This window comes from Glycomyces sp. L485, assembly GCF_022548875.1.
GTDB lineage: Bacteria > Actinomycetota > Actinomycetes > Mycobacteriales > Micromonosporaceae > Glycomyces.
The window spans coordinates 76519-99034 of record NZ_JAKZEW010000012.1 but is presented as its reverse complement, the minus strand read 5'-3'; the positions used below and the strand labels follow the sequence as shown (position 1 = coordinate 99034).

The window sequence follows — 22516 nt, the reverse complement described above, 5'->3', positions numbered from 1 at the left end:
GCGGTCGCCGGAGTCGACGACGTCGAACACGTCCTTCCACGCCCGCTTCCACCCTTGTGGGCGGAGCGTGCCCCGCACGAACGACTCGGTGGCCCATCCGGCGGGGAAACCGTATTGGGCGATGAATCCGGTGCTGTCGCGGTTGGGGTAGACCTCGAAGACCTCGCCGTCGAGCCTGTAGTCCTCGCAGGCCTCCCAGGGGCGAGGAGTCTCGTGGACCGCACCGTCCCTGACATACCGGGCAGGGCTGGCGAGCGCGGTGAGCACTCCCAACGGGGCCCAACTGAACTGGTACCGGAACTCCCCCGGTTCGGCCGGGATGCCGCCGCAGTGCGAGGCGAGGGAGACGCGGACGTCGTCCTCGCCGAGGCGCTCGCGGGCCCGTCCGACGAGCAGGTGGGCCATGAGGTGGTCGATGCCCGGGTCGAGGCCGGCCTCGGTCAGGACGGTCAGGCGCCGCTCCCCCGCCTCGCGCGCGAGCGCCTCGATCTCCGGCGAGGTGTAGCTGGTGCAGGCGAAGTGGGCTCCGACGTCGATCGCGGTGCGCAGCAGTCCGGGGTGGTGCGCGGCCGGGAGCATGGAGACGAGTAGGTCGCCGGGTCGCAGGGCCTCGGCGGGGTCGTCGACGTCGAGCCCGCGGACGGTCACCGGTGCCTCGACGCCGAGCGTGTCGAGGCGAGCCTGGGCGCGGTCGCGGGTGCGGCCCCACAGGACGACGTCGGCGGTGCGGTCGAGGGCGGTGAGTCCGGTGCGGCCGGTGGACAGGCCGGTGCCGATCCAGTGGACGGTCCCGGTCGGTTCGGTGATGCGGTCAGACATGGTCGAGCTCCTCGTCTCGCAGGGCGGTGCGGAAGGCGCGGCGGCTGCGTTTCCAGGCATCGCCGTCAGGCAGCAGGGACAGGTGCGGCGCGAGCTGGGCGGAGAAGTCGTCGCTGGCTTCGCGCGGCAGCAGCGACGGGAGGTTGTCGATCGCGATCACCGCTAGGCCATCGGCGGAGGCGCGGACGGGGACGTCCCAGGTGGTGAGGCGGTCGTAGACCGGCAGCAGGTGGTACGGGGAGCCGACGTCGCAGGTGACGTCGACGATCAGCGACAGGCGCCGGCCAGTCCGCAGGTGCTCGGGCCCGAGCAGGATCTCGGCGGGCTCGGTCACGCCGACGGCGTTGATGAGGATGTCGTGGGCGAGGATCGCCTCGCGGTCGAGTCTCGCGGTCTCGGCGAGGTCCCACGGTACGGGTGTGATGCCGACGCGTTCGAGGGCGCTGAGGGCGCCGCGCCCGCAGCGACCGAGTGCGCCGACGACGAGTACGCGGGGCCGTCGCACAGGCGGTCGGAGGGCCGCGTCGAACTCGGTCTTGGATGCCGGGGCGAGCGGTCCGTCGAAGTCGCCGTTCCATTGCCGGATAGCCAGGGCCGCACCGGCGTAGCCGGCCCAGTGGCCGAACGCGGCGAGGCGCCGGCCTTGGCCGTCGGCGAGGTATTCGAGGTCGAGGATCTCGCCGCGTCCGGCGGCGAACCGGGCGAGCAGCGCGTCGGCGCCTTCCTGTCCCTTGTAGGCGTGGGCGAAGTACAGGTGGCGGCCGGTGATCGGCCCGTCCCCTTCAGGCAGTGCCTTGAGGCCGAGGACGAAGGCGTCGGCGGGGGCATCAGGCCAAGAGCCCGCGGCGGCGGCGCGAGCGCCGACGCGGAGGTAGTCCTCCGTCGGGTGGCAGCGCGCCGGGGAGTCCTCGACGGTCACGGTCGCGCCCTGCTCGATGAGCGCTGCCGCTCCGGCGGGGGTGAGCGGAGTGCGGCGCTCGCTCGGATGGGTCTCGGCGCGGAGCCACAGGTGGGGGCCGGTCATGACGCGTTCGCCTCGATCACGGGGATGCGGGCGTTCGGGGACGGCAGGTATGGGTGCCGTTCGGGCAGGTCGCGCGGGGTCCATCCGGCCGCTTCCGCCTCGGTGACGATGGCGGCGGTGATCTCGACGGCGACGGCGCGTCCTGGGCAGCCGTGCCGGCCGGAGCCGAAGGTGAACGAGACCGGATGCGGGCGCGCGGGATCGAAGTCATCGGGCTTGGGGTTGAGGGCCGGGTCGCGGTTGGCGGCGGCGAGGAGCAGCAGGATCGTCTGTCCTGCCTCGACTGTCTGGCCGGCGTGGCTCCACGGCTCGTGGGCGAATCGGCGCGTGTTCTGGATCGGAGCGTCGTGGCGCGCAATCTCTTCGACGAAGGCGCGCAGGTCTTCGCCCCTGTCGTGGCGGGCCAGCCCGAGGAGGGTGTTGCCGACGAGTCCGGCGGTCGCGTCGTAGGTCTGAGACAGCAACCCGATGCCGTTGGCGAGCGCCGGAGGCCGCGGGACGTGGTGGGCGGCGGCCGTCTCGACGAGGCGGGCGGCCAGGCCGTCGCGTTCGGCGGCAGCGGCGAGGAGCGGCTGGAGTTCGGCGGCGGCCTCGGCTGCGGCGGCGTGGTCGTCGACGGTGGCGGAGGCGGGGATGCAGCGGACGAACGCGGCGGTCAGACCGGCCGCTCGGCGCAGGTCGCTCTCAGGGATGCCGCACAGGGAGCCGATGGCGGCGACCGGGACGCCGAAGGCCAGTGCGCGGTAGTCGATGCCGTCCTCGAGCGCTTCGCGTGCGCAGCGGCGGGCGGCCTCGGCGATCGCTTCGGGAGCGGTTTTGGACATCGCGGTGACGACGGCGGTCTTGAGCTCGACGGCGGCCTTGTCGTCCCGCATGCGGACGAGTTGGCCGAAGACCTCGCCGGCCGGTGTGCCCGCGATGGGCGCGGGCACGGCGTTGCCGCTCGGGCGCACCCGCAGCCGGGAGGCGTTGAAGGCGGTCTGGACCGCTTCGGCGTCGGCGGCGACCCAGGCGCCGATCTCGTCGTCGAACCCGAAGGGGCGCTCGGCGGTGAGTCGGGCGTAGTACGAGTACGGGTCGTCCGCTTGGATCGCGCTGAGCGGTGTGGTCATGGGGCCTCCCGGTCGGTCGTTGTCGGTCACAGGGCCTCGGCGATGCCCATCTGGAGCACTTCGGACGGTCCTTCATAGATGCGCAGAGATCTGATCTGGCGGTAGAGCCGCTCCATCGGGCTGTCGGCGACCAGTCCGGCGGCGCCGAAGATCTGGACGGCGGCGTCGACGATCTCGCCGGCGGCCTCGGTGGCGTAGACCTTGGCGGTCGACGAGGCCTCGGCATAGTCCTCGCCGCTGTCGGCCGCCCAGGCGGCGCGGGCGGCGAGCAGGGAGGCCGCCGACAACTTGATGCGCATCTCCGCGAGCGAGGACTTCACGAGCTGGAGGTCGGCGAGCCGGCCCCTGTAGGCCCTGCGGGCCCGGGCGCGTTCGAGCGCGAGGTGGAACGCGCGACCCGCGAAGCCGGTCGCGGCGGCGGCGACCGTCATGCGGGCGCGTTCGAGGACGTCGAGGGCGACCACGTAGCCGCGTCCACGTTCGCCGAGCACAGCGTCGGGGCCTACGCGGCAGTCGGTGAACGTGAGCTCGGCCCATGACCGGGGCGCGATCGCGCCGATCGGCGATGCCTTGAGCCCGGGGGCATCGCCGGGGACGAGGAAGGCGGTGAGCCCGAGAGGGCCGGGGCCGTCGCCGGTGCGGGCGAGGACGACGTGCACGTCGGCGATGTCGCCCTGCGCGATCCAGGTCTTGACGCCGTTCAGGACGAAGCCGTCGCCATCGGGTGCGGCATCGAGAGCGACGGCGGCCAGGTCGGAGCCGGCACCCGGCTCGGAGAGGGCGAGCGCTCCGGCCCCGGTCCCGGCGGCGAGGCCCGGCAGGTGGCGTCGGCGCTGTTCCTCGGTGCCGTAGCGGGCGATCGCGGCAGCGCAGAGCTCCTGAATGGAGTAGGAAAAGTCGGCGAGGTCCTCGTGGTAGGCAAGCACTTGCCTTCTGATGCAGACGGATCGGAGGTCCGATGCACGCCGGTCGGAGTCGAGGTGGCGCAGCCAGCCGGCGCCGCCGATCTCGGCGAGCAGGGCGCGGCACCGGTCCGCGGGCTCGGCTGCGGGGTCGGTCCAGTCGCCGGTGCGCTCGGCACACCAGCGGTCGAGCCGGTCGGCGAGGTCCCGGTGGTGGTCGCCGAACAGCGGCAGGCGCAGGACGTCGGGCTCGAAGGCGGCGGGAGTCATCGCGGCCCTCCTCAGATGACCAGTTCGGCGGACAGTTCCGGTGCGGCCCTCAGCCGGTTCACCAGGTCGACCTCGAGGTGGTAGGCGAACGAGGCGTAACCGCGCCACACCCGTCGCCACCGCCGCCGCACCTCCTCCTCGCCACTGTGGCGGGCGATGTCGTCGAGGTGGACGTTGACGAGGTCGACCGACTGGCGGGCGTGCCCGGAGGAGAAGTTGTCGATGGTCAGGTGCGCCTCTTCGTAAACGGTGTCGAAGCCCCAGCGACGCAGCTTCTGGATCTCGTGCAGGCGCATCTCGCCGAGCCCGAGCATCTCGATGCCGAGGTTGTAGCCGACGATCTCGTCGTAGAGGGAGTCGGGGAATAGCGCCAGGCTCAGCTGGTGGATCGGGAAGGCGTAGATGTCGGGCAGCTCGGCCTGGTCCTTGAACTGTTCGCTGCGTATGTGCGGCAGGCGGACGCCCATGCTCTCCAGGACGCGGCGGATGAGGGTGATGTGGTTCTTGGCGACGTCGCCGCGGCCCATCTCGTCGGCGTAGATGCCCAGCAGCATGCCGTCGGCGCGGCGGTCGTAGCGGCCGAGCCCGCCGATACGGTGGGCCCACGCACCGTCAACCATGCTGCCGAACGCGGTGAGTTTCTGGCCGAAGACGACCTCGTCGCGGCCGGGCACCTCCTCGAGCCTGCGGTAGGGCTCCACGAGCTTGCGCCAGTAGATCGCCTCGGCGCGTTCCAAGAGCGCCTTGGGCGTGTACTCGAACCAGGAGGCGTCGGTGTAGCGGCCGTCGCCGCCGTGCTCGAACAGGATCTCGGCCTCGGTCAGACCCTGCTCGGCGCGCTCGCGGGCCATCGGGAGCACGTTCGGGAACTGTTCGACGTTGACCAGGCGGTAGAACAGCTCCCGGTCGTCGAGGCCGCCGGACGGTTCGAACACGATGCGCTCGGCGGCGGGCCCGGCTGCGATGCGGTCGTGCCAGCGCCGGGCCGCCGCGTCGCCGGCCTCGTTGGGGGACAGCGTGATCTCACAGCGCTCCCCGGCGTTGACGGCGTCGACCCATTCGGCGAACGTCGCCGCCTCCTCGGCGTCGAATATGCCGAACATCGGCCCGCCGAATTTGATGGCTTCCATGAATCGCACCGTGCCGTCGGCCCGGGGGCTCACCTGACGGGAAGAGCCGAGCGCATCGAGGAACGCCGCGAGGTCGGTCCGGACGGGGTCGGCGAACCAGTCCGTCAAGAGCCGCCCGCCGACCTTGACCTGCCTGTGCTGCTTGCCGGCGAAGGGCATGTGGCGGGCGATGATCGCGGCGACCTTGTCGTCGATCGAGAGGTGCTCGATCCAGGAGGCGAACTCGTCGGCCATGTCGAGGTGCTCCTCCTCGAGGGCGAGGACGGTCGTGACGGCGCGCTGGAGGCGGTTCCAGTCGTCCTCGCCGGTGGCCGAGCCGTCGCACAAGAGCCGGTACTGATCGAAGACGGCGAGCAGGTCTGTCTCGGGGATGGCGGCCTCGCCGCCGAGCACGTGATCGTCCACGCCGAGGAGGAAGTACGCGCAGTGGACACCGATGACCTCGGGGAGCCGGGTGGCCGAGACCAGGGAAAGGGCGGCGTAGAAGGCGGTGTGGACGGCGGTGAGCGGCCGGGTCTCGGACCGGTGGGTGAAGTCGGCGGCGCGCAGGGCCGGCAAGTGGATGCCGGCGGCCTCCAGAGCGCGGCGCCGCGCCGCTTCGAGGGAGTCGGTGACGACGCCGTCGCCTTTGAGCGCGAGGCGGTGGGCGCTGAGTCGGTTCACGATGACGGCGGGTTCGGTGGCGGGCTGGGAGACCATGTCGAGCCAGGAGCCGGCGATCAGCGCGAGCGGCGCGCGCTGGCGCACGAGCCCGTTCCATGCCGGGCCGCCGCGGTGACGGTCGATGCGCGCCTGCAGGGCTTCGCGCCGGTGCAGGACGAGTTCGGCCGGGTCGGCCTCGGCGTGGCCCGGGGCTGTGTCGAACACGGCGTCAGCGATCCGGAGGGCGAGGAGGCGGGCCTTCTGGGATTCGGCGTCGGTGAGCAGGCGCTCGAGCCAGACACGGGGTTGCCGGGCGAGCACCGCCCCGGCCGCGTCGGATGCCTCCGGGGAGAAGCGGTGGGGGTGGATCGGCAGGGAGGTGGTCGTGTCGAGGCGCGGCTCGGTCTGAGGTTCGGCGTTGCGCATGGTTCGCTCCGGTGGGTGTCTACTTCGGGGTGTGGCGCGGGGCGTGGTGGTGCAGTAGCAGGGCGGCCCGCATGCCGGGGACGCTGGAGGCGAGGAGGTAGGGCTCACCGTCGCGGAGTTCACCGGCTTCGGCGAGGTCGGCGAGATTGATGAGCGGGTCGGCGGCGAAGCAGTGTCCGAATCGGGTGATGTTGTCGAGGTGAAGCTGGTCCGGCGCGAAGCCCGCCTGCGCTTCCTTGAGGGACACCAGTGGGAGATAGAGGTTGTTGTGGAGGACGCGGGCGATGTCGCCTGGCACGACGCCGGTGGCGCGGTGCAGGTGTTCGTTGACTTGGACGGCGAGGTCGGCCGAGATCTGGCCGCCGGGGTCGGTGGCGGCGAGGTCCTGAGCAGCGGCCGCGGCGACGAAGCGGAAGCCGTCTCCGCGTTCGTCGGCGGTGACGAGGCAGCTCGCGGCGCCGTCGGAGAACAGCGCGAAGTTCTCGATTCGGTGTGCCCCGTGTTCGATCCGGTCCGCGGTGACTACGAGGGCGGTTCGGGCCTGTCCGGAGTCCACGGCGGCGCAGGCCGCGCGCATGGCCAGCATCAGGTTCGCGCATCGGGCGAGGCTGACGCCGGTGAGAGCCGCCCGGCGCAGGCCGAGGCCGCGCAGCACTCGGGCGGCGAGGACGGTCTGGGCGTCGAGTGAGGTCGGGAAGGCGGTGGAGCAGAGGTACAGGTCGTCGATGTCGTCGGGGTCGATGCCGGCGCGGTCGATGGTGGCGCGGCCGGATTCGATGGCCAGTTCGGCGGTGTCCCGCTCGGTGCGGCGGATCTGCCCCCATCCCCAGAGCTCGGGGACCGGTGCCATCTGGAGTTCCTCGGCGCGTTCGCGCCAGCCTTTGACGACGTCATAGGGCTCGGTGATCTCCCCCAGGACATACTGGGGCGCGCTGAGGTATGCCATGGGCCAGGTCCCCTACTTGCCCATCAGCTCGCGCATGTCGGCCATAGTCAGCGCGTCTCGGGCGAATTCGCAGGTGCCGTGCTCGAGGAGCTCGGCGGCCGCGCGTTTGAACGCGCCCAGGGCGGCACGGGACAGCGAGGAGCCGAGCGAGACCCGTCGGACCCCGAGGTCGAACAGCTCGGGGACGGTGAGCCGTTGGCCGGCGCCGAGGAGGACGTTGACGGGGCGGTCGACGGCCGCGCAGACACGGCGGATGGACTCGGCGTCGGGGAGGGCGGGTGCGTAGAGCACGTCGGCGCCGACCTTGGCGAACGCCTGGAGCCGGGCGACGGTGTCGTCCAAGTCGAGTCGTCCATAGAGGAAATTTTCGGCGCGTGCCGTGATCATGAACGGAAAATCGAGGTTTCGGGCCGCATCGACCGCCGCCTCGATGCGCTCGACCGACTCGTCGAACGGTCGAATCGGTTCTTCAACGCGACCACTTGAGTCCTCAATAGAGCCACTAACCGCGCCGATGGATGCGGTGAGCGCAATGGTCTCAGCGACCGTCTCCGGCGACCGGCCGAATCCGTCCTCGAGGTCGACCGAGACCGGCAGCGGGGTCGCCGCGACGATCTGGCGGGCGTTGTCGAGGGTGTCCTCACGGGTCACTTCGACGTTGCGGTCGACCTTGCCCAGCGCGCCGGCCAAGCCGCCGCTGGTGGTGGCGAGCGCACTGAAACCCATGGCGTGCAATATCTTCGCGGTTCCCGCGTCCCACGGATTCGGGATAACGAAGGGGGCGTCCTCGGCGTGGAGTCGGGCGAAGTCCTCGGACTTGCGGCGCTGCGATGCTTCGATTCGGGCGTCGTCCTCGGCAATGGCGAAGCGATCGGCTACCATACCTGCGTCTTCCTGTAGCTATCCGACATGGACTTCAGGGCGTCTATGCAGTCTAATTCGGCACTTTGTCAATCTTGAGATTTTTTCGTTCGGTACCGACGATGTCCGCTTGCGCCTGGATCAGATTAGCAAAGCATCGACACTTTGGAGGGACCCGTTCTTCCGCGCGACCCTCGACCGATCGTTGCGCTTTTCAACGCAAGTGTCCCATGATCCGACAGTCCAGTGGGTGTCCTCGATGAGAGCACTTGGTGAACTGAGGCTGACTGAATGTCAAGTGACAGATTTCGAATGCGATTCAGCCACATGAGCATCAGATGACAAATTCCGTGCAAATTTATCTTGAACCTGCGAGACCAACGGGGCCGACAAGAAGTGACGAACGCAACACGAACAGGTCGGAGAACGCGGGGCCGTCGAGCGGATCAGTCGCGGACCGACGGGTTTCCCCTCTGAAGGGCGAACCGATCGCTACACCTACCAGGCAAAGGGCGCCGCCGACGAGGGTCAACAGCTCGGCACCACGCCGAGGAACAACCCCTACATGACCACCACCAGCACCGGAAGGCGTGGTTCAACGTCGGCTTCTGTGCAACCGCGCGATGGCACAGGTGACGGCGACGAGCGGACAGAGCCGCAACCCGAGAACGCACAAAGGACGTGGTGTCGGGGCGTCCGCGTCTACTTCTCGAACATCCGCGCGCCGAACCAGTCCCAGCGCGGACGCCAGCCGTGATTCCGCAGGACGGTGAATACCGGGATCTTGGCGTCGGCGGGCTTGATCATGACGGCGCCCTCCCACGACGTGCGGGGTCCGGCCGGAACGGTCACGTGCACTTGTCCGTCGGCGGCCTCGACGAAGGTCCCCGACCTGGTGCCGAACGTCTTGCCCTTCTGCCACGACCACTTCCCGTAGGCCGCAGCCCCAGTGGGACCGGCCGCCGCGTTGAAGGACGCCTGCCCGGAATGCTCGATGAACTTGTACCTCCCCGTGGACGGGTCGAGGTCGACCTTCATGCACCAGGCATAGGCCCGCGACCCGCGCACGAAGAGCGTCTGCCAGCGCATCTCCTCGTGCTTCCACCGCACCTCGACTCGTACGCCGTCCCGGCTCCGAGTGGCGTCGATTCGATATGGCAGCGCGTCGCCGTTCATCGCCACCAGCGCGGTGGCCACCTGGTCCACCGGTGCGGGGTTGTCGGCACCTCGGACCGGAACGCGGGGTGCCTGAGCGCGTTCCCTCTCGGCCAGCGCGCGCCATCCGCGCATCACCGTCATGAGGCCGCGCGCCAACACCGCGAGGAAGGCGAGGACGAGGAGGGCTACACCGAGGCCTATGCGGCCGCTGAGGATCGCGAGAATCCCACCGACGACCAGAGCGCTTCCGACGAGAAAGACGACGCGTCGGCTTCTCACCGCGAACTGCTGGATCGTCGATGATCCCCGCCCGTCGCTCACCGGTCCACCGGTCCGATGCGGTCCTGTGCCGGTGCCATGCCGGCGGTCGGACGTCGCTTCACCATAATTGGCATCTCGCCGGATTCCTCACTGTCGATTGGCGACATGGGCTTGCCGCCGAGACTATTCTGCCCGCGGAAGGCGCGATCTTCAAGGCAGAACGCCGGCGGGATTCCGGCGAGACACCTCCGGGCGAGCCCGGGACGAGCGCCCGCTACCGGGAGCAGGTCCAGGTGACGGCGTTCCAGTAGTACAGGCCCGCCTCGTCGATGCCGACGAAGACGTCCCCGGCGATCAGGGTGCCGTCGCCGCTGATCTCGACGGCCTCGTCACGAGAGGGGTTGTAAGCGGCATCGACCGCTCCCGGAAGCTCGACGATGGCGTCCTCCGTCTGGAAGGCCGCGGTGGGGAGGCCGGGCAGATAGCCGGCGACGGTTCCGCCGGCGCTGACCGCCACGGAGTAGTTCAGGTCGGTCATCTCGGCGGTATCCGCGGCCAGGTTCCATCGGATGCCCGAGTTTTCGAGGCCCGGGGCGAAGATGATGCCAGAGGCCCAGTCGCCGTTCAGGTCCAAGGGCACGGAGTGTGCGTCGGCGAGTGCGACGCCTTCGGGCATCGGCAGATCCGCGGCGGTGCCGTCGGGGCGCCATACGTACGGCTTCGAGCCGGTCTCGCCGTCGGAGTGATAGCCGACGATCGTGCCGTCGTCGCCGATGCCGGTGGCCATCCCCCATTCGGCGTTCGCCGGGAGCGGCAGGTCGACCGGCCCGCTGCCGTCGGCCGGCCAGACGACCGGCTGCTGGAGGTACGAGCCGAGGGCGCCGACGATGTCGCCGTGCTCGTTGATCCCGTGGGCCTGGCCGCCGTTCGGGCTCGGCAGCTGGGAGAGCGCGCCGTCGCGCCAGACGTACGGGATGTCGTCGCCGTCGATGTTGGTGTATCCGGTGGCGGTCCCCTCGGAGTTGACGTCGTGGAGCCGAGGGTGGTCGCCGGGCATCGGCACCTCGGTCACTTGGCCGTCGGTGTACAGGCGCGGATAGGCGCCGAGTCCGTCGGGCCAGGTCTGGTCGAGCGGCAGGGCGTAGTACGCGATGACCGAGCCGTCGTCGCTCATGCCGCTGACTTGCGTCGCGATGAGGCCCTCGGGGATCGGGAGGGTCTCCATGACGCAGGTCTGCGCCGCCTCAGGGGCCGGTTCCTCAGCCGCGGCCGGTTGGACTGAGAGCACCCCGGTCGCGGTGACCGCCGCGGCCGCTGCCGTGGCGGTCAACGCCCTGCGGCCTCTTCGTTGCGCCGTCGCTGCCATTCGTCATCTTCCTTTCGGGTACAGAGGTGCGACCGGGTCTTCTGCCGGTCGCTGAAAGGCTATGCCGCGCTTGGCCCTTATTGCCGCCGTTCGCACTGATCCCGCCGGTTTCCCGCCGGTTCGACGCCTCGCCATCGTGAACTCGCACTGCTGTACTCGACTGAGAACTTGCAGCGGCGTCTTGGCGCCCTTATGAATCGGAGCGAACATGAAGAGTCTGTTCAGGGCCCTCGTGGCCCGCGCTGTCGGCGGGAAGGTCGTCACCCGCCACTATTACCGCCTCCACTACCCCGAGTAGCCATGGATCCCAACGGTCGCGGTGCCGGCTTCCGTGCGGCACCCGTAGCCTCCAGCTTCACGCCGGATACGGCCATCTCCCCGCCCGGGCCGGCCCCGCGGCCGTTCGGACTGCCTCCCGACGACTTCGACCGCGACCCGATGGCGTGCCTGTCCCGCCTCGGGGACGAGTACGGCGACGTGTTCACCTTCGCCACAGGCAGGGTCGCGCTCACCCGCCCCGAGTGGGTGCACTGGGTGCTGGCCCGCACCAACCGCGAGACCCGCGTCAACCCGCCGGAAACGCCGCGCGGACTCCGACGGCGGCCCCTCATCCGCGACCGCGTCGAGACGTGGATGGCAGGCAGACGCACTGCACAGTGGCACCGACTCGGCCGGGACATCGCCGAACGGACGGACCCGGTCATCCGCCTGCACCTCCGGCGGTTCCTGGATGCGGCCGAGCACGCCCCGGTCCGCCTCCCCGATTGCGAACGCGTCGTCCTCGAGGCGACCGGCGAGGTGTTCGTCAGGGACCTGGAAGGAGATCTGTGGAGTCTGCTCGTCCAGGCCGCGGATCATCTCCTCCCGCAGGGGACGTCCCCGATCGAGCTGCCCGAGTGGATGTCCCGCTTCGCCCGTCGCCGGGTTCGCGCCAACGACGCCTGGATCGAGGCCCTCGTGGCGCACGTCCAGATGCGCCGCCGTTCCCGTGATCCAGCCGTGCTTCCCTCGGATCTGCTCGATCTGCTCCTCGATGCCCGCGATGACGACCGTCCGGCGTTCACCGACGTCGAGATCGCGCAGACGCTGTCGATCAACCTCGGCAATCTCTACGCGGTCGGCGGCAGCGGTCTGGCGTGGCTACTGGCCGCCAACGCCGAGCACGACTTCATCCGGCCCGAGGCGACCGACCGGCGCGACTGGGCGGGGGCCGTCGTCAAGGAGACCCTGCGGGCGTACCCGGTCATCGCGCTCACCAGCCGGGAGCTGGTCGAGGACACCGTGTTCGGTGACGTATCGATCCCGGCCGGCACCTCGGTCTTCATCAGTTCGTATCTGCTCCATACCGACCCACGCTGGTGGCGGGCAGACCCGAGCCGGTTCGATCCGGCCCGATGGCTCGCTGATGAAGTCCACGACCAGCACGCGTACTTGCCCTATGGCGCCGGGCCCCGGATCTGCACCGGCGTCCACATCGCCAATGCGGTGCTCGAGACCGCCGCCGACTTGCTTCTCGACCGGACGGTGACGGCGTGGCGGGGCCCGCCGCGACCGCATTGGGGCTCGATCATGCGACCCCGGCGCTTCAGGGTCCGCGTCGTCCCTGATGCGCGATGACTGACGGCCGCGGCGTGTCAGGCGCGGCCCAAGCGTTCGGCGACCGTCATGGCTTCGGGAACGCCGCAGTCGGCGTACGCCCGGGCGGCGCGGCGCAGGTGCCGCCGCTCGGCGGCCGCGTCGCCGAGCCGGGCGCGGGCATCGCCGATACCGTGGTGGGCCCGCGCGAACTCGTACGGGTCTTCCGCGGATCTTGCGAGGGCCGCCGCACGGCCATGCTCGCCGATCGCCGCTTCCGGCAGCCCCGAGTCGGTGAGCGCGCGGCCGAGACTGTTGCGCGCCGACCGCTCCAAGGACGCGTCGGCCAGTTCCTCGGCGGACGCCACGGCCTGGCCGAGACGTGTGACGGCCTCGTCGAGCCGACCCAGCGATCGCAGGTCCTCGCCGATTTCGATGAGCGTCGTGGTCGCCCCGGCGGGGATGCTCTCTCGTCGGCACGCGTCGAGGCAGACGGAGTGCGCTTCGAGCGCCTCGGCCGGCTCGCCGCGCTCGCGGGCGAGCACCCCGCGGAAGCCCTCGAGGCGGATGCAGTTGTAGTCGTCGTGAGAGTCCATGCGGCGTTTCGCGTGCGCGAGCGTCCGTTCGGCTTCCGCGAGGCGCCCGAGCCGAATCAGCGGCACCACCAGGTTCACCCCGATGGACGCCGCCGAGGTCGTGTCTGCGGCTTCTTCCGCCAGCGCGAGCGCCGTCTGGTAGACCTCGATCGCCTTCGCGAACCGCCCCGAACGTCGGTGCAGGATGCCGATGTTGGCGAAGGTCATCGCCGCGTCGCTGATGTGCCCGACTTGACGCTTGAGCGTGGCGGAGCGGTAGAGGAAGCGCAGCGCGTCCCAGGGCCGGTCGGCGGCCACGAGGTGCACGCCCCGCTCGCCCAGGGTGTATGCCTCTTTGCGGGTGTCTTTGATACGGCGCGCGCTGTTGAGGGCGATGCGGTTGACGGCGACGTGGGCGCCGATGTCCGGGTCGTGCATGCGGAACGCGTTGAAGGCGGTGGCGAGGTGCCAGGCGCGTTCGGGGTCGTCAGCGCGTTCTGCCGCTTCGACGGCCGCGACGAGGTTGCCGCGTTCGGCTTGGTACCACGCGAGTGCGCTTCGCCGGTCGGGGAAGTCGGCGAGACCGAGGTCGTGTGCCGCAGCGCCCTCGGTGAAGATTCGCTTCTTCGGCCAGATGCGTGCGGCGGCCTGGTAGGTGAGGTGCACGGAGAGGTCGATCAGCCGCAGGAGTGCCGCGCTTGAATCGTGCTCGGTGTCTTCGGACTTCGTGAGTTTGAGCGCGTAGAGCCGCACTAGGTCGTGGAGGCGGTAGCGGCCCGGGGAACGGGTTTCGGCGAGGTGTACGTCCACCATGGCCTCTAGCATGATCGCCGTCTGCTCCTCCCCTGAGTTGCAGAGTGCGGCGGCTGCGCGGACGTCCACGTCGTCGCCGGGAACGAGGCCGAGCCGCCGCAGCAGGCGCCTGTGATCGGCGTCGAGTTCGAGGTAGGAGGCGTTGAGGGCTGCGGCGACACCGTGTCCCATGTCGAGTTCGTCGAGAGCGCGGTCCTCGTCGGCGAGGCGGACGAGCAGGTCCTTTACGCTCCATTGCGGACGGCTGCGCAGGCGAGCCGCCGCCAAGCTGATTGCGAGGGGCAGGCGCCCGCAGCTCTCAGCGACTTCGGCCGCCTCTTCCTCGGTGATCCGGTCGGCGAGGGCGGCACCGAGCATTGCGGTGGCCTCCGGCAGCGGCGGCGGTTCGAGCCGCACCGCGTATGCCCCGACGAGCATTGACAGGTCGCGTCGGCTCGTCGCCAGGACCAGGCCGCCGGGTGTTCCCGGCAGCAGCGCCTCCACCTGCTCCGTGCTCGCGACGTTGTCGAGCATCAGGAGCACGCGCCGGTCGGCGATGACACTGCGGTATCGGGCGGTCATCTCGTCGACGTCCGTTGGGACGGCCTGGTCGGCGAGGCCGAAGCTGCGCAGCACACGGGTCAACACCGATTCGAGGCTGGGGCGGGATCCGGCCGCGGGTGCGAATCCGCGGAAGTCCACGAACAGCTGACCGTCGGAGTATTCGGGGGCGAGAGCGTGGGCGGCCCACACTGCCAGGGAGGTTTTCCCGACGCCGGCCATGCCGTGGATCGTGACGACGGCGGCGCCGTCGGCCACCGCGGCGAGGATCGCCTCCTGGTAGCGTTCCCGGCCGGTGAACGCGGCGAGCGCTCGGGGCAGCTCCCGGGGTTTCACGGGTGTCCTGTCCGGCGCTCCGCTCGACAGCGCGTGCCAGTCGGACTCGTTGAGGCCCAGGGCCTTGACGAGGAGGCGCAGCGTCTTGGGCTGCGGTCGCACCCTGCCCGATTCGATGTCACGGATGGTGCGGGTGCCGACGCCTGCTTTGAGGGCGAGTTCCTCTTGCGACATCATCGCCCGCGCACGGAGCGGCCGGAGGTTGAAGCGGAGGTCGGGTTCGGGCATGGCGAGATGATAAGCATGCGCGGCCAATGGCGGCGGACGCCTCGTCTGGTGGTCCAAGTCGTCCGCGAGTTGGCCGGGCGCGCAAGCGAGCGGGTACTTGGGCCGCTGTCGATGGAGGTCTCGCGCCCGGCTGGCAAACGCCCAGCTGCTGCGGAGATCGGCGTGCAGCTGGTTTCCCGTAGGAACCCTGCTGAACGACGCCTCGCGGATCCTTGGGCACGTTGCCGGGCCGGTGCGGCATGTGCGGCCGTAAGAGCCCTGGATACGACCAAGGGTCAGGCGTCGTGAAGAAGTTCGGGGATTCTCGTGGCGGTCCCGTCCGCCGGGGCGTGGGCATGGTCAGGTGATGCGCGTCTCATGGCGATGAATCGGCGCCTCTCGTCCAGTCTCAGTCTCCGACGAACGAGACAGGAGATTGTGTCCCATGACTGATCGGAACACCACTCGACCGCAGCCGAACCGCCGAGTGCGATTGTGGCAGATGATCCATGAGGAGCGGGCGTCGCTGGCCTCTGACCTCGCCGGGCTCGGCGAGAAGGAGTGGGAGACGCCATCGCTGTGCGCCGGCTTGTCCGTGCGCGAGGTACTGGCGCACCTGACCGCCGGGGCGAGCCTCGGGCCGGCTCGGTGGATGGCCGGGGTGATCAAGTGCCGGTTCGATTTCGACGAGCAGGTGGCGATGCGGCTGGGCGAGCAACTCGGGCGGTCGTGCTCGGAGACGCTGGACCGGTTCAACCTGGTCGCTACCAGCACGACCAAGGCGATCCCGCTCAAGGCGATGCTCGGCGAGACGATTGTTCACGGCGCGGACATCCGCCGCCCGCTGGGGATCCGCCACGACCACCCAGTGGAGACGCTCACGACGTTGGCCGAGTACTACCGCGGCTCGGACTTCGTCGTCGTCGCGAGGAAGCGCGTGGTCGACTTGCGGCTTGTCGCCGGCGACGGGCCGTTCGCCGCGGGCGAGGGACCGTTGGCCTCCGGTCCGACCCTGGCATTGACGATGGCGATGACCGGCCGCGCGGCCTACTGCGACGAGCTTGAAGGCGATGGCGTCCCGATACTCCGGGAGCGCTGCGACACCATGTGACCCGGTCACCGGTGTGCGGAGATGGCATTCGGCAGCTGAGCGATTCTGCGGCCAGGGCCGCTCGGGAGTCGAGAGGCGAGGTCGGCGGCACAGGAGGGCAGGTTTCTGAGCCGGTCCGCCCGCGGACCTCGTTTTGCCGATGCGCGCGTTCGCTCGAGCCTGGTCGCGGCCAATTGGCCGCTCGGCTCTGATCGACGGCGCCTCTGTCGGAACGGTGTCAGTCCGGTAGGCGACTTGTTCCGTCGCAGGACTTTCCGTACTTGACCCGATACCCAAGGGACGGTTACGATTCGCACAAGTCCATGGAAATACGCAATATCCTGACTTATGGGGACCGGCCGGCCCCTCGAGTCGCCCTACTGCAGTCCTCCACAACGCACCAGCCCCCGAACCCTTGCAGTCCAATGCGATTGCCGGCGCGATCCCCGGTGCCGCAAGCCACCTCAGTCCATCCCGGAGAAAGAGCAGCAACCATGCCTCCATCCACCGTCCCGCGCCGGTTCGCGAAACGATCGACCATCGTGCTCGCCGCCGCAGTCCTGTCCGTCGGCGCTACCGCGCCGGCCTTCGCACACGACGACCCCGAAGCTCACCAGGAGAAGCTCGAGCAGTTCGGCGATCCCATCGACGGCGCCGTCGCCACGTCGGTCTCCTGCGAGAACGGTTCAGCCGGCGAGTACCGGTGCTCAAACGTCGACCTGCTGGCGCACATGCCGCTCAATACCATCGGCGGCGGCAGCGGCAACGACATCTGGGGGTGGACCGATCCCGAGACGGGCGGTGAGTACGCCTTGATGGGCCGCTCCAACGGCACCGGCTTCATCGACATCTCCGACCCGGAGAACCCCGTCTATCTTGGCAACCTGCCCACCGCCACCAGCAACTCCTCCTGGCGCGACCTGAAAGTCCACGACGGCCACGCCTACATCGTCTCCGAGGCCGAAGGCCACGGTCTGCAGGTCTTCGACCTCACGCGACTGCGCGGCGTCACGAACCCGCCGCAGACGTTCAACGCCGACGCCCGCGACACCTCCTTCGGCAGCGCGCACAATGTCGCCGTCAACGAGGAGTCCGGCATGGCGTACGTGATCGGCTCGGGCACCTGTTCAGGCGGCCCGCGAGTGTTCGACCTCGCCGATCCCGCCGCCCCTTCCTTCGCCGGATGCATCAGCGGTGACGGCTACACCCACGACACCCAGGCCGTCGTGTACCGGGGCCCCGACTCCGAACACCAGGGCAAGGAGATCCTGTTCAACTCCAACGAGGACACCATCACCATCGTGGACGCCACCAGCCCGTCCAACCCGGTGCAGCTCTCCCGCACCGGCTATGAGGGTGCGGCATACACCCACCAAGGCTGGCTGACCGAGGACCACCGGTACTTCCTGGTCAACGACGAGCTCGACGAAGCCAGGTTCGGCCACAACACCCGGACCCGGGTCTTCGACGTGTCCGACCTGGACGATGTGAGCCTGGTGGGCTACTACGACGGCGAGACCAAGGCCATCGACCACAACTTCTATGTCAAGGGCGACCACGTCTTCGAGTCCAATTACCAGGCCGGACTGCGCATTGTCGACCTCAGCGAGGTGGCGAATCCGGCGGCCATGGAAGAGGTGGCCTACTTCGACGTCCATCCCGACGGCGACTCGGCCGACTTCAACGGGGCCTGGAGCAACTACCCGTACTTCGACAGCGGCACGGTGATCGTCAGCAGCATCGAGCGCGGCCTGTTCGTACTGCGGCCCGACTTGGACGCCGGCGCGCCCGCGAAATGCGCCGCCACCAGCGCCACCGGCGTCGACCTGCCCGACAGGGCCGACATCACCTCCGCGATCGACCTCGACTGCGACGGCACCGCCGGAACGTCCAGCCGGGTCACGGTCGACATCGACCACACCTACCGGGGTGACCTGGTGATCGACCTGATCGCTCCCGACGGCACCGGCTACCCGCTCAAGCAGTCCGCTTGGGACTCCCGCGACGATGTCAAGGAGACCTACACGGTCGATCTCTCCGGTCACCAAGCGGCCGGGACGTGGACACTGCGCGTCCGCGACGTGCACCAGGGCGATTCGGGACGGCTCAACAGCTGGACGATCGACCTCTAGCACTCCGGGATGAGGAGCCGCGAAAAGCGGCCCTCGCGGCCGGGGAGGCGGCGCACCGTCTCCTCGGCCGTCACCCGGTGTGCGTGCGGCCCCGACGTTCACGTGCACGATCATGCTGCTGGAAGTTGTCGCCGCTCACTCCCGTGTTCGTCGAGTGGAGTCCCGACCGCTGGTACCGGGTGACCGCTCCGGTTCGACGCGGCTGCGCGGGCGAATAGTCTTGCCGGACTCGGTTGATTGGAGTGGCGGCGTGGAATTCGGATTGTTGGCGAGTCTGGCGGGGCTTGCCGTCCTGGATTCGCTGAACACGTCGACCATGCTGGCGGTGGTCGTGATCGTGTTGACCGCTCGGCGGCCGACCGCGACCACGTGGGCCTACCTGACCGGAGCGGTGCTGGCCTTCTACCTGGTGGCAGCGGCATTGCTGCTCGGCGCTTCGGCGGCCGAGGACGCGCTGACCGAGTTCTCGATGTGGGCCCGCGTGACGATCTTCGCGGCCTTGTCATTGTTCCTGACCTGGCTCGGATGGCGCCGATTGCGGACGCGCCCGAAACGACCCGTGGTGCGGCTGCCCTCCTGGGTGAATCCCTGGAGCGCCGTCGGCCTCGGGGCCATGACGACCGCGTCGGACCTGCCGAGCGCTTTCCCGCTGTTCTTCGCGGTGAGCCGACTCGTCGACGCCCCGATCACCATCGCGCAGGGGTTCGCCCTCCTCGCTGGCTATGCAGCGGTCTATGCACTGCCAACAATTGGTGTGCTCGTGCTCGGGCTCAAACTCAAGGACCGGATGCGGGACCGACTCGAGCAACTCGCGAGCGGCTACGGCAAGGGCGAGGTCGCGGCGAGTCGACCGATGGCCGTGCTGTACTTCGCGGCGGCAGCGGCCAGCGCGGCAATCGCGGTGTTCATCCTCGGCTGACCGCCTCTGCGGACGTGAGCACGCGGGTGGAGCGGCGTTGCAGCCACTCGGGAATCCGATCCTCGCACGGTGACCCACTTCCATTGCTGGTTGGTGCCGCCGTTGCAGGACCACTGCACCACCCGGGCGCCTTCGGCGGTGGAGACCTCTTGCTCGGGAGACCTGGGAAGTGAGACGTCCGTTTGTGCAGCGGGGGCCCTCGTTCTCGTTCAGCACCATGATGATCGGCGCTCATCTGCTGGAGTCACTACGCCCATCGATCGTTCGCGAAATAATATAGAAAGTTCTCAATTTATATATAGATGCTGATTGACATGGTTTGAAACCGTTGTCATCATTGGGTTTGACGACCGTCAAAGGAGATGACCATGGCATTCGATCCCAAACGCATCAAGCTCGCCCGCCGCGGCCTGTTCGCAGGCGGCGGCGCCCTCGCCCTGTCCGCGTTCCTGGAAGCGCCCGCATCTGCCGCGGAAATGCCCCCGAACCCGCTCGAGAAGCCCGGTTGGATCCTCGAGCGGAACGACGAGTTCAACGGCAGCCTGGACCCGAACCTGTGGATCACGAAGTACCTCGAGTCCCGCACCAGCACCGACCGGGCCTCGGCACGGTACGGGTTCCGCGACAACGCCCTCGTGCTGCGCATCGACGACGACCAGCCCACCTACTACACCGACAATCCCATGAAGGTCTCGAGTATCCAGACGGGGCAGCGGACTCACCTGCACAAGGACAATCGCTTCGACCACGAGATTCCCACGGACATGAAGTACGCGACCCAGTACGGCTACTTCGAGATCCGCGCGAAGAGCTCCGCGAGAAGCGGAATCCACACCGCGTTCTGGCTGATAGGCCGACAGGACACCTGGGAGCAGCGCGGAGAGCTCGACATCATGGAACACGCGGGCATCCATGGGAAGAGCCGGTTCAACTACAACCTGTTCAAGTGGTCGGACCCGAACCTCTCGGATTCCACCAACAGCGTCGGCGTCGGGTTCGACATGACCACGGAGATGCACATCTACGCGATCGAGTGGACCCCGACCCAGTTCAAGCTGTACATCGACAATGTCCTGACGAGGACCATCGACCAGTCGCCGCGGTACCCGGCGGTGTTCCTGCTGGGCGTCTACGAGAACGCCGGTTGGACCGGCTCGGTCGACCCCGACGACCCCCGGCCGAAGGAGTTCGTCGTCGACTACTTCCGCGCCTACAAGCCCGCCGACGATGCCGCCGATCCGCAGAGCGGCCGGACCTACCGGCTCCGCAACGTCTCGACCGGGCAGTATCTCGACTCGGAAGGCGACGGAGCGGTCGCGCTCGAGCCGAGCAGCATCTACGACGATCAGCTGTGGACGCTCAACGAGCAGCAACCCGGGTACTGGACGATCGACAACGTCCGAGAGGGCCGCGGATATCTCGACACCGACCCGGACGGCCAGGTCATCTGGAACACCGGATGGCTCGGCGACGACAGTCTCTGGGCGATCGCACCCGTGTCCGGCGGGTTCCGGATCGGCAACAAGCTCGGCGGACGCGGCTACCTCTACGGGTCGGGCGGCTCCGTCGGTTGGAACACCGGGTCGACGGACGCCAACACCGTCTGGGCGCTCGAACGGCAGTAGAGCCAGAAGGGCACACGCATATGAAGCGCCGACGAGCGCTCACGGTCACTGCCGCCATCGCCCCCGTGCGACCCTGACCGAGCCCCCCCAAGGTCGGTCAGGCGCCGCTCAGTGGGCGCTGGTGAGCGTGCCGGACAGTTCGCCGTGCAGGTCGGCGCTGGGCCGATTGAGGCCGATGATCTCGACGGTCTTGCCACGCGCGGCGTACTTCTCCTCGATGGCGTCGAGCGCCGAGACCGCCGAGGCGTCCCAGACGTGGGCGTCGGACAGGTCGATGATGACCTTGTCGGGGTCGCCGTCGTAGTCGAAGAAGTGGACCAGGTCGTTGCTGGCGGCGAAGAACAGCTGCCCGGTGACCGCGTAGATCTCGGTCGAGCCGTCGGGGTCGGTCACGCTGGTGACCTCGACCAGGTGAGCGACTCGGCGGGCGAAGGCGACCATCGCGACGATGACTCCCGCGCCGACGCCGACGGCGAGGTTGTGCGTGACCACAGTGGTGACGACGGTGACGACCATGATGATCGTTTCGCTGATCGGCATCTTCCGCAGGGTCTTCGGTTTGATGCTGTGCCAGTCGAAGGTCACGGCGGACACGAAGATCATGACGGCGACCAGCGCGGCCATGGGGATCTGCGCGACCACGCCGCCGAAGACGACGACGAGCACCAGCAGGAACAGCCCGGCCGAGAACGTCGACAGGCGTGAACGCGCGCCGGACTTGACGTTGATCATGGTCTGCCCGATCATCGCGCATGAGGCCATGCCGCCGAAGAAGCCGACCAGGACGTTGCCGATGCCTTGACCGGCGGCCTCGCGGTTCTTGTTGGAGCGGGTGTCGGTGGCGTCGTCGACGACCTTCGCGGTCATCAGCGACTCGAGCAGACCCACCGCGGCCAGTGCCACTGCGTACGGCGCGATGGTCGCGATCATCCCCAGGCTCAAGGGGACGTCGGGCAGTGCCACCCACGGGAGCCCGGAGGGCAGTTCGCCCTCGCCGCCGACGTTCGGGACGGCGATCCCGAAGGCGATGGTGACGATCGTCAATCCGGCGATGGCGACCAGTGGCGACGGGACGGCCCGGGTCAGGTAGGGCAGGCCCACGATGACCACGAGCCCGCCGCCGACCATGGCCCACACGGCCCACGACTCGCCCCAGAAGTACGGCACCTGCGACATGAAGATGAGGATCGCGAGGGCGTTGATGAAGCCGGTCAGGACGCTGCGGGGAATGAACCGCATGAGCTTGGCGATGCCGGTGAAGGCCAGGACCACTTGGATGAGGCCGGCGGCGATGGTGGCCGCGAGGAGGTAGCCGACGCCGTGGGAGGCGACCAGCGGGGCGACGACCAGGGCCATCGCGCCGGTGGCGGCCGAGATCATCGCCGGGCGGCCGCCGAGGAAGGCGATCGAGCAGGCCATGATGAACGAGGCGAACAGCCCGACTCGGGGATCGACGCCGGCGATGATCGAGAAGGCGATGGCCTCGGGGATCAACGCCAGTGCCACCAGCAGACCGGCCAGCAGCTCCGTGCGCAAGAACGGCACAAGGGGACGCGGAAGGGCGAAACGGGCACGGTTGAGCGTGAGTCGGGCAGGTGAGAGCATGCAGCACCGTTCGGGTTGACAAGTGAGAGGGCGCACCGCGCGACGATGAGACGGTGCCAGAACTAGGCGTAAGCCTAGCGTTCTCGATGTTGCCACTGCGGTTCGGAGAGATGAATGGTGTGCAGCATTACAGTACACAATGGATAAATATCTGGCGGGCGAGTCAGGCCTGCAGGACGGAC

General features: G+C 68.8%; 16 protein-coding genes. 5 read left to right on the top strand and 11 right to left on the bottom strand.

Annotated features, from left to right (window positions below; translation table 11 throughout):
- From L0U85_RS08835 to L0U85_RS08795, 9 genes are all read right to left on the bottom strand, one after another.
- The coding region (locus tag L0U85_RS08835; RefSeq protein ID WP_241377389.1) for a saccharopine dehydrogenase C-terminal domain-containing protein at positions 1-819 on the bottom strand (819 nt) is incomplete at its 3' end.
- A complete protein-coding gene (locus tag L0U85_RS08830) occupies positions 812-1843 on the bottom strand; it encodes a saccharopine dehydrogenase (protein ID WP_241377388.1) in 1032 nt (343 codons plus the stop codon). The genes L0U85_RS08835 and L0U85_RS08830, both read right to left, overlap by 8 nt.
- A complete protein-coding gene (locus tag L0U85_RS08825) occupies positions 1840-2955 on the bottom strand; it encodes a cytochrome P450 (RefSeq protein WP_241377387.1) in 1116 nt (371 codons plus the stop codon). The genes L0U85_RS08830 and L0U85_RS08825 overlap by 4 nt, the downstream gene beginning before the upstream one ends.
- Before the next feature lie 26 nt (positions 2956-2981).
- On the bottom strand, positions 2982-4127 hold the full coding sequence (locus L0U85_RS08820) for an acyl-CoA dehydrogenase family protein (protein WP_241377386.1): 1146 nt from the start codon (positions 4125-4127) through the stop codon (positions 2982-2984).
- Positions 4128-4138: 11 nt separating this feature from the next.
- The gene (locus L0U85_RS08815; RefSeq protein ID WP_241377385.1) at positions 4139-6325 is read right to left on the bottom strand and encodes an iron-containing redox enzyme family protein; all 2187 of its coding nucleotides are present in this window, start codon (positions 6323-6325) and stop codon (positions 4139-4141) included.
- Between the two features lie 19 nt (positions 6326-6344).
- Positions 6345-7271 (bottom strand): 3-oxoacyl-[acyl-carrier-protein] synthase III C-terminal domain-containing protein, encoded by a 927-nt coding sequence (locus L0U85_RS08810; RefSeq protein WP_241377384.1) that lies wholly within the window; start codon positions 7269-7271, stop codon positions 6345-6347.
- Between the two features lie 12 nt (positions 7272-7283).
- The gene (locus tag L0U85_RS08805; RefSeq protein WP_241377383.1) at positions 7284-8153 is read right to left on the bottom strand and encodes an isocitrate lyase/phosphoenolpyruvate mutase family protein; all 870 of its coding nucleotides are present in this window, start codon (positions 8151-8153) and stop codon (positions 7284-7286) included.
- Between the two features lie 681 nt (positions 8154-8834).
- The gene (locus L0U85_RS08800) at positions 8835-9611 is read right to left on the bottom strand and encodes a hypothetical protein (protein WP_241377382.1); all 777 of its coding nucleotides are present in this window, start codon (positions 9609-9611) and stop codon (positions 8835-8837) included.
- Between the two features lie 214 nt (positions 9612-9825).
- On the bottom strand, positions 9826-10917 hold the full coding sequence (locus tag L0U85_RS08795; RefSeq protein WP_241377381.1) for a hypothetical protein: 1092 nt from the start codon (positions 10915-10917) through the stop codon (positions 9826-9828).
- A 300-nt stretch (positions 10918-11217) separates the two neighbouring features.
- Here L0U85_RS08795 and L0U85_RS08790 point away from each other — a divergent pair, with 300 nt between their 5' ends.
- Positions 11218-12534, top strand: coding sequence for a cytochrome P450 (locus tag L0U85_RS08790; protein ID WP_241377380.1), 1317 nt, complete (start codon positions 11218-11220; stop codon positions 12532-12534).
- Between the two features lie 17 nt (positions 12535-12551).
- On the opposite strand, the gene L0U85_RS08785 is transcribed toward L0U85_RS08790, so the two are convergent.
- Entirely contained in the window at positions 12552-14984 is a 2433-nt protein-coding gene (locus tag L0U85_RS08785) for a helix-turn-helix domain-containing protein (protein WP_241377379.1), read from the bottom strand.
- 424 nt (positions 14985-15408) lie between these two features.
- Between L0U85_RS08785 and L0U85_RS08780 the strand changes: the two genes are divergently transcribed.
- The 4 genes from L0U85_RS08780 (at position 15409) to L0U85_RS08765 (ending at position 20729) form a co-directional block, all read left to right on the top strand.
- The gene (locus L0U85_RS08780) at positions 15409-16074 is read left to right on the top strand and encodes a maleylpyruvate isomerase family mycothiol-dependent enzyme (protein ID WP_241377378.1); all 666 of its coding nucleotides are present in this window, start codon (positions 15409-15411) and stop codon (positions 16072-16074) included.
- Between the two features lie 473 nt (positions 16075-16547).
- Complete coding sequence (locus L0U85_RS08775; protein ID WP_241377377.1) at positions 16548-18185, top strand: choice-of-anchor B family protein; 1638 nt, start codon at positions 16548-16550, stop codon at positions 18183-18185.
- Between the two features lie 112 nt (positions 18186-18297).
- Positions 18298-19104: a hypothetical protein gene (locus L0U85_RS08770; RefSeq protein WP_241377376.1), complete on the top strand. Its 807-nt coding sequence runs from the start codon at positions 18298-18300 to the stop codon at positions 19102-19104.
- A gap of 368 nt (positions 19105-19472) precedes the next feature.
- Entirely contained in the window at positions 19473-20729 is a 1257-nt protein-coding gene (locus tag L0U85_RS08765) for a family 16 glycosylhydrolase (RefSeq protein ID WP_241377375.1), read from the top strand.
- 108 nt (positions 20730-20837) lie between these two features.
- Here the strand turns inward: L0U85_RS08765 and L0U85_RS08760 are convergent, their stop codons facing one another.
- On the bottom strand, positions 20838-22334 hold the full coding sequence (locus L0U85_RS08760) for a SulP family inorganic anion transporter (protein ID WP_347177397.1): 1497 nt from the start codon (positions 22332-22334) through the stop codon (positions 20838-20840).
- Positions 22335-22516 lie beyond the last annotated feature (182 nt).